The following is a 7,678-nucleotide window of genomic DNA, read 5'->3' as shown; positions in this document are numbered from 1 at the left end:
GGCGTGAAATTTGTTACCTGCGAAAATAATTGCACAAAGAGAAGAGAGTGAGAGTAAATGAGGAAAAACTTACTGGTTTTCTCTTTAGCGCAGCGTCTCTTATCCTCTTTGTGCAATAAAATGTCTTTGATGACGGCGTGAAATTTGTTACCTGCGAAAATAATTGCACAAAGAGAAGAGAGTGAGAGTAAATGAGGAAAAACTTACTGGTTTTCTCTTTAGCGCAGCGTCTCTTATCCTCTTTGTGCAATAAAATGTCTTTGATGTCGGCGTGAAATTTATTACGTGCGTAAGCCTATTCACAAAGAGAAAAAAGTGAGAGTAAATCAGGAAAAACTTACTGGTTTCTCTTTAATGCAGCGCCTCTTATCCTCTTTGTGTAATAAAATGCCTTTGATTTAGGCGTGAAATTTATTTCGCGCGAAAGCGTATTCGCAAAGAGAAGAAAGTGAGAATAAATGAGGAAAAACTTACTGGTTTTCTCTTTAGCGCAGCGTCTCTTATCCTCTTTGTGCAATAAAATGTCTTTGATGTAGGCGTGAAATTTATTTCGCGCGAAAATATTTGCACAAAGAGAAGAGAGTGAGAGTTAATGAGGGGAAACTTACTGGTTTTCTCTTTAGCGTAGCGTCTCACAGCCTCTTTGTGCAATAAAGTGTCTTGGATTTAGGCGTGAAATTTATTTCGCGCGAAAGCCTATACACAAAGAGAAATGAATGAGAAGTAAAAGAGTAAACCAAAAATACTTTGTTTCACTCTAAAGTGCAGCGTCTCATAATCTCTTCTAAATATTCGTTTTTAACGAAAAGCTAAATTAAAAACCATTCAGCTTGTATCTACTTTGGTACTGTTAGTTTGGTGTTATTGTAGATTAAATTATTAAATAAGGGACTAATTATGAAAGCTGTTATTCCTGTTGCGGGCCTTGGTACTCGCATGTTACCTATGACTAAAGCAATTCCTAAAGAAATGCTGCCTTTAGTTGACAAACCGCTTATTCAATACATTGTTAATGAGTGTGTAGCGGCCGGAATTAAAGAAGTTGTATTGGTTACCCATAGCTCCAAAAATGCGATCGAAAACCATTTTGATACCAGCTTTGAGCTAGAAGCAACGCTTGAAAAGCGCGTAAAGCGTACTCTTCTAGAAGAAGTTCGCTCAATCTGTCCAGACGATGTAACTATTATGCATGTTCGACAAGGCGAGGCTAAAGGATTGGGTCACGCGGTAATGTGTGCTAAACCAATTGTAGGTGATGACGACTTTGTTGTAGTGTTGCCCGATGTTATTTTAGATAGCTATACTGCTGATCAAAAAACCGAAAACGTTGCCGCAATGATAAAACGCTTTAACGAGGTTAAAGCAAGTCAAATTATGCTTGCGCCAGTACCACAAGAAAGTGTTCATAAATATGGTATTGCTGATATTGGTGGCGTTAAAATTAATGCAGGCGAAAGTGCACCTATTAAAACCATGGTTGAAAAACCTAAAGCAGAAGAGGCTCCTTCTAACTTAGCGGTAGTTGGTCGTTATGTTTTATCTAAAGCAATTTGGCCACTGCTAGCTAATACTCCTGCTGGTGCAGGTGGCGAAATTCAATTAACTGACGCAATCGATGAGTTAATGAAACATGAAATTGTTGAAGCATTTCACATGAGCGGTTGTGCTCATGATTGTGGCGACAAGCTAGGTTATTTAAAAGCAATTGTAGAGTACAGTATGCGCGATGAAAAACTTGGCGCAGAGTTTACAGACTTTGTAACAGAAATGGTTACGCCAAACACAAGGCATTTAAAAGCGGTATAACTTTTAAAGCTAAATATTTAAAAAAGGGTAAGAAGTAAATTCTTACCCTTTTTAGTTTTAACATAGCAATTTATTTTTGACCCTAAAGGTTTAGTTTGGCTGATAGCTTCTTGTTTTTGTTTTCTGATGTTATATTTAAAACAATGAAGGAACTTATAACTTTAACTCGGATTTCCTAATGCCAAAATTGAATTTATTGTTTTTAAGCTGTGCCGCCGCACTTAGCTTGCCAATAGCCGCTGACGAAATAAAAAGCCACCAGTCTTTTTCTGGTTATACGGGGTTGATAAACACTCCTAATGCAGAAGCGCTCAGCTCTGGTAGTGTTGATATAGGCTATAACAATTTATTAGATTTTAAAGGGCAGCGATATTTAGATGGCCATAACTTCATATTCTCTGCAGGGTTATTTGAAGGTCTTGAAGTTAGTGGGCAAATATCCTCTAACTCAATACACGATAATTTGTTTTATAGCGAAGGCCGTGGGCAAACCCGAGATTTATCGTTCAACGCAAAATATCAGCTACCTTATATACCTAAAGACTGGTTTAGTGTAGCTATAGGTGCTAAAGATATAGGTGGTGCCGCTAACAACTATAAAACGTTTTATGCAGTGGCCTCAAAAGAATTATGGGATTTTCGTTTTAGTGCCGGCCTAGGTTCAAGTGACAGACTTACTGGTGAAATGGATGGCGCATTTGCTGGTATTGAGTGGCAACCGCTTGAGTGGTTTAGCTTACTCACCGAATACGATGCTGAAGCTGTTAACGCTGCAGCACGTATAACGATTCCTAAAAAGTGGCTATATGATATTGGTGAAATAACCTTTACTAGCCGTTTTTACAGCAGTACTGATTTTTCTGAAGATAAAGACACCTACTGGGGGATAAATTTTACCCTACCATTATCTGATGAAGCTAAAACTAATTATGAGCCTGTAAAGCCTGCACCTTATGTAGCCCCAACAAGCAATACACCTGTGGCTAAAGTAAACGATTATGGTTTAGGCTTTATTCAAACGTCAGTAGCGCCCAAGCTAGCTGAACAGCCTGATGCGTTAACCGTTACTAGTGCTGAGCAAAGTCAAACACAAAATTCACAAAAAGTTGTTAGTTCTAGCTTAAGCAAACAAGCAATTACATTGAAAGATGCGCTCATTAATGATGGTTTTGAAAACGTGGTTGTTGGTTACAACTCAACTACCGTATTTGTTAACTTTGAAAACTCAGTGTTTAACCGTAACGACATTGACGCTATTGGTGTAGTACTTGGTCGCATCGCCGAAAATATAGTTAATGAAAATACTCATTATAGCGTTCAGCTTTCGAAAACAGATATCCCGTTACTAGCAATTAGCGGCAACATCGACAATTATCGCTTGTTTATTGAAAAAGGCGTTAGCCCTGACTTAAATGTTCAACAAGACAAAGCCGTTATTCCCGAAGGTGTTACATGGGCTGGTAAAGCGCAGGCGAGCCCATACTTTAAACCGCGTGTAACTTTAAGCCCTGCTATTAGTAATACGTACGCTACCGAGTTAGGTGTGTTTGACTATTCTATTGCAATTAGAGCAGATGTCGATGTGCCTCTTTGGAAAGGTGCTGGTGTTATTTTAGGTGGACAAGTTAATGTTGAAAATAGTGACGACTATGATGAGCGAGGTCCATTTAGGCGTTATCGTCAAGAAACTGAATTTGATAGAGCTATGTTCTACCAAACATTTAAGCTGCCATTCGGTTTTTATAACCAAACGCAAGTTGGCTTTATAAAAGAACGCTACGATTTAACAGGTATAACTAACGAAACAACTTGGCTGAGTGATGAAGGACGTCACAGAATTAGTGCTCAGTTGGGGTCGTATAAATACGAAGATTATCGCGGCAGCAAAACATTCCAAGCACTAAACTACCAATATAACTGGGTTGAACAAGACATTACCTTACATGCTCAAGCAGGTAATTATTGGTATGAAGATTCTGGCTATAAACTAGAAAGCCGTTTTTGGTTTGGCGATAGCTACTTGGCAGTATATTACGAAGATACAAATACGACTAAAGCAGGTTTGGCATTTAGTATTCCACTTTCACCACGAAAAGATATGAAAGCTTATAAATTTGGGCAAATTAAAGGCACTGAATCTTACAGGCATACTGCGAGTACTGAGATTGGTGAAAGCACTAACCGTTTAGTGTTCAGTCAAGGCTTTATTCCAGGAAGTGCAATAAGCACCTACCGTACGTTCCTTAATCAGGGGCGTATGTCTAGTGATTATGTATACCAAAATCTTGCAAGATTAAAAGAGGCATATTTAACTTATCGGTAACAATTTATGTTGGGTTAAGTATTGTACAATTAGGTAATTTAGCTATATTATTGATGGGGTGTTTTAGATAATTTAAGAGCTTTAATGCCTCGTTTTTAATTTGTAAAAAATTATGGTGCTGACTATACTTTTTGGAAGTTCGCGCTACTATTTTATAAAATGAGTAAATTCATTTACAAATGTTGATAAAGGAATAGAAGGACTCCCTATGTTTACTAACAAAAAATCGCTACTAGCGTTATCAGTAGCATCGGCTTTCGCTTTAACAGGTTGTTTTAGCGATGATGATAACAATAAACCAGTACCAGATGACGGTGGTGATGGTGGCGATGGTGGTGTTGTAATTGTAGCACCAGAAGCACCAGCGGCTTTAGACTTTGTTATCAGTGGTTCTGTTGTTGAAAACGAAGAGTTTAATGTTTTAAGCAATGCGACCGTTAAGTTTATGGAAAATGGCATGCCATCTTCAAACATTGTAGCTGTTGATGGTAGTAATGCTCAGTCTTTAACTGGCGCTGGTAACTTTGTTGTTACACTTAAAGAGGGCGCTGACCTTGATAATGTTACCGCGATCGTTTCTGCAGAAGGTTATATCAGCAAAGTATTTAATGTTGATTTAACAAACGAAGATGACTTCGACGTATTAACTGCACAATTTATTTTATTTACTGGCGACAGCGATGAAGTTAAACAGGAAGTTGTAAAGAAAACCCTTGCAAGCGCTACTACTTCTGAAGAAATCGTGGCCGATGCAAAAATTGATACTACATCTCTTGCGACTGTAACTTTACCTAATGGTACTACACTACAAAAAGGTTCGGGCGAAACTGTTGATCCAGGTGAGTTGTCATTAAGTGTTTTAGGTTTAGATCCTACTTCTGATACTAAGGGTTCTGTTATTCCTGAAGGCTTAAATGCTAACAATACAAGCGGTAATGTTGCTGTACCAGTATCTTTGGCTGATATCACAATGACTGTTGGTGAAACTAAGGTTAAAAAATTCCTTGGTGATACATTAAAAGTTACTCTTGCTGCTCCTTCAGATTTAGATGCAGGTGAAACTCTAACTGTTAAATCTTTAGATGAAGACACAGGTGTATGGGAAGATGAGTCGTTTGTTGTAACTAAAGGCACAGGTACTGTTAGTTTTGAAACAGACCACTTAACATGGTTCTCAGTAAATAAATCAGCTGCTGCATGTAGTACTGGCTTATCTGCTACTGTAACAGGCGATGCTGTTCCGGCTGGTGGCTTACTGTTTATAGCGGCATCTAGCGATGGCTTAGGGTTATCTGTACTGCCAGAGGGTGCTACTTCTGAGGATGTATTCTCAGGTTTTGCGCTTACTCGATATGGTTTCTCAGAAGATGCAATGGCCGATGTTTATGTTTTCGATAATGAAGGCGGACTTTGGTTTGAATCTGACGGTGAAGTAGAAGTATGTGGTACTGTACCAGTTGAGCTTACTCGCCCATATGAAGTAGTAAGTAAAACACTTACTCTGTCTGGCGTATGTGCACAAGATAATTCACAATCAGTAGATGTAAGTAACTCAGTTGTGACATATAACCGTGAAAATAAACGCGAAAAATCTGTACTGAAAAACGCTGATGGTAATTTTGATTTATCTGGCTTACGCGCGGGCGAGAACTACCAGGTTAAAGTTAACTTCCGTGGTTTACCTGTTGTTGGTTCAAATACATTCACACTAGACAGTGTTGATGATTCAGATATGACACAAGAGTTTGAATTCACTTGTAACGAAGTAACAGGCTCAGGCGGCTCAGGCGGCTCAGGCGGCACTGGTGGTTAGTAACCATTTTTGTTAGTTCCTAAATAGGGATTAAATCTGAAAGCCGCATTTATGCGGCTTTTTTTATGTGCATTACGGAATTTTAATTGTTGCTGTTGCTAATCTTGTACAAAGCTCATTAGCCAATGCTTGTTTGGCTTGCTCGTCTCCGTGAACTATTTTAATTAAACTTGGCTTTTTGCGTATGCCAGTAACGAAATTTATTAACCCTTTTTGATCTGCGTGGGCGCTATAACCGCTAATGGTATGAACTTGTGCTTTAATCATTACTTTTTGATTATCGATAAAGACGTATCCGCCGCGAGAGCCATATTTTTGAATATCTCGGCCTAAGGTTCCTCGTCCTTGGTAACCAACAAAAATGACATCGGTTGTTTTGTCTGGTAAAAACCGTTCTAGATAATTAACTATTCTGCCGCCATTACACATTCCGCTGGCAGCTATGATTATTGCGGGCTGCTGTTTCGAGGCTAAAAAGTTTATTAATGCAAGGTGTTCTTGGTGGCTATCAATAGTGTGTAGTTGTTTAAAGTCGAGCGGGTGGCGGCCTTGTTTTACGCGCTTTTTTGCTTCGTTATCCCACAGCGCTTTAAAGTGTAAATACTCATTTGTGAAATTGGCTGCCATTGGTGAATCAACAATAATTTGCAGCTTATGCCACATAGAGCGCTTACGTGCAGAGTGAATAAGCTGTTCAAATTCATAAAGCAACTCTTGTGTGCGGCCAATACTAAAAGCCGGTATGAGTACCACGCCATTATCACTTACGGCACGTTCTATAACTTTTTTAAGCACGGCTACGCGCTCTTTGCGGCCTTGATGGTTTTTATCACCATAGGTGGACTCAATAACTAATGTATCGGCACGGTAGGGTGGTTTTGGCGTCGGTAACAATGGTGTGTAAGGCGCACCTAAATCACCTGAAAATACCACTCTATGCGTGTTTGGTCTTTTACCCAGTTCAATTTCAACATAGGCAGAGCCTAAAATGTGCCCAGCACGTTGCAGGCGAATTTTATATAAAGAGTTTTGATTGCTTGAGGTTGCTTTTTCGGGGCTTAAGCCAACTCCTACGGGAATGCAGTACCATGTATTATAATCGAGAGAGATAATTTGCTGTTTTAGTAACTTTAAGCAGGTGCGGATCACCGCTTCATCGCGAGTTACACCTACTTTTAAGGCATCTTCAATCACCATAGGTAAGAGTTTTGCGGTGGCAATCGAGGTATAAATAGGTCCTTTAAAACCTGCGGCAAGTAAGTAGGGTATGCGACCAACATGGTCTATATGGCAATGTGTAACAATCAGCGCTTTTACAGTTGATATATCAAACTCAATTGCTAGATCTTGTTTACTGTCTTCCCCTTGAAATAGCCCACAATCAACAAGTACTGAATTTGTGTCATCAATAAATAGCTGGTGGCAAGACCCAGTTACGCCTTTCACCGCTCCGTGGTGTTTTATATGCATAATATTCTCCTTTTTGAAGCTAATTTCAGCATAGAGGTAAATAACTCTTAGGGCAATGGGGGCATATTTGAAGGCGTGAAGTTTATTTCGTTGAAGGTTTATTTCACAAAGAGAATTGAATGAGTAGAAAATGAGGGAACCACAGGATCATTTTTTTACTATCTCTTCAGCGAAGTGCCTCTTATCCTCTTTGTGCTATTAAATGTTGATCTGTCAGTTTGAAGCCGAGCGGTGTTGTTTTCGGGTCTTACCCAAAGGCCCATTTT

Annotated in this window: 4 protein-coding genes; 3 read left to right on the top strand and 1 reads right to left on the bottom strand. The window is 39.2% G+C overall.

From position 1 onward, the window contains the following. The first annotated feature begins 897 nt into the window (after nucleotides 1–897). From galU to JIG37_RS15915, 3 genes are all read left to right on the top strand, one after another. A complete protein-coding gene (galU, locus tag JIG37_RS15925; protein ID WP_199529809.1) occupies nucleotides 898–1,806 on the top strand; it encodes a UTP--glucose-1-phosphate uridylyltransferase GalU in 909 nt (302 codons plus the stop codon). 178 nt (nucleotides 1,807–1,984) lie between these two features. Next, nucleotides 1,985–4,129, top strand: a complete 2,145-nt coding sequence (locus JIG37_RS15920; RefSeq protein ID WP_199529808.1) for a YjbH domain-containing protein — start codon at nucleotides 1,985–1,987, stop codon at nucleotides 4,127–4,129. A gap of 208 nt (nucleotides 4,130–4,337) precedes the next feature. Beyond that, complete coding sequence (locus JIG37_RS15915; protein WP_199529807.1) at nucleotides 4,338–5,942, top strand: hypothetical protein; 1,605 nt, start codon at nucleotides 4,338–4,340, stop codon at nucleotides 5,940–5,942. Nucleotides 5,943–6,014: 72 nt separating this feature from the next. On the opposite strand, the gene JIG37_RS15910 is transcribed toward JIG37_RS15915, so the two are convergent. Continuing rightward, nucleotides 6,015–7,412 carry an MBL fold metallo-hydrolase gene (locus JIG37_RS15910; RefSeq protein WP_199529806.1) on the bottom strand — a complete coding sequence of 466 codons (1,398 nt, stop codon included), beginning with the start codon at nucleotides 7,410–7,412 and terminating at the stop codon, nucleotides 6,015–6,017. Nucleotides 7,413–7,678 lie beyond the last annotated feature (266 nt).

The sequence above is a fragment of the Pseudoalteromonas sp. bablab_jr010 genome (assembly GCF_016464105.1).
Classification (GTDB): Bacteria; Pseudomonadota; Gammaproteobacteria; order Enterobacterales; family Alteromonadaceae; genus Pseudoalteromonas; species Pseudoalteromonas simplex.
This window is presented reverse-complemented; position numbering and strand designations above follow the sequence as displayed.

Bases quoted from the DNA above. Each gene is read 5' to 3' on its own strand.
- JIG37_RS15910 (WP_199529806.1), bottom strand. From the start codon at position 7,412: ATGCATATAAAACACCACGGAGCGGTGAAAGGCGTAACTGGGTCTTGC.
- galU (WP_199529809.1), top strand. From the start codon at position 898: ATGAAAGCTGTTATTCCTGTTGCGGGCCTTGGTACTCGCATGTTACCT.
- JIG37_RS15920 (WP_199529808.1), top strand. From the start codon at position 1,985: ATGCCAAAATTGAATTTATTGTTTTTAAGCTGTGCCGCCGCACTTAGC.
- JIG37_RS15915 (WP_199529807.1), top strand. From the start codon at position 4,338: ATGTTTACTAACAAAAAATCGCTACTAGCGTTATCAGTAGCATCGGCT.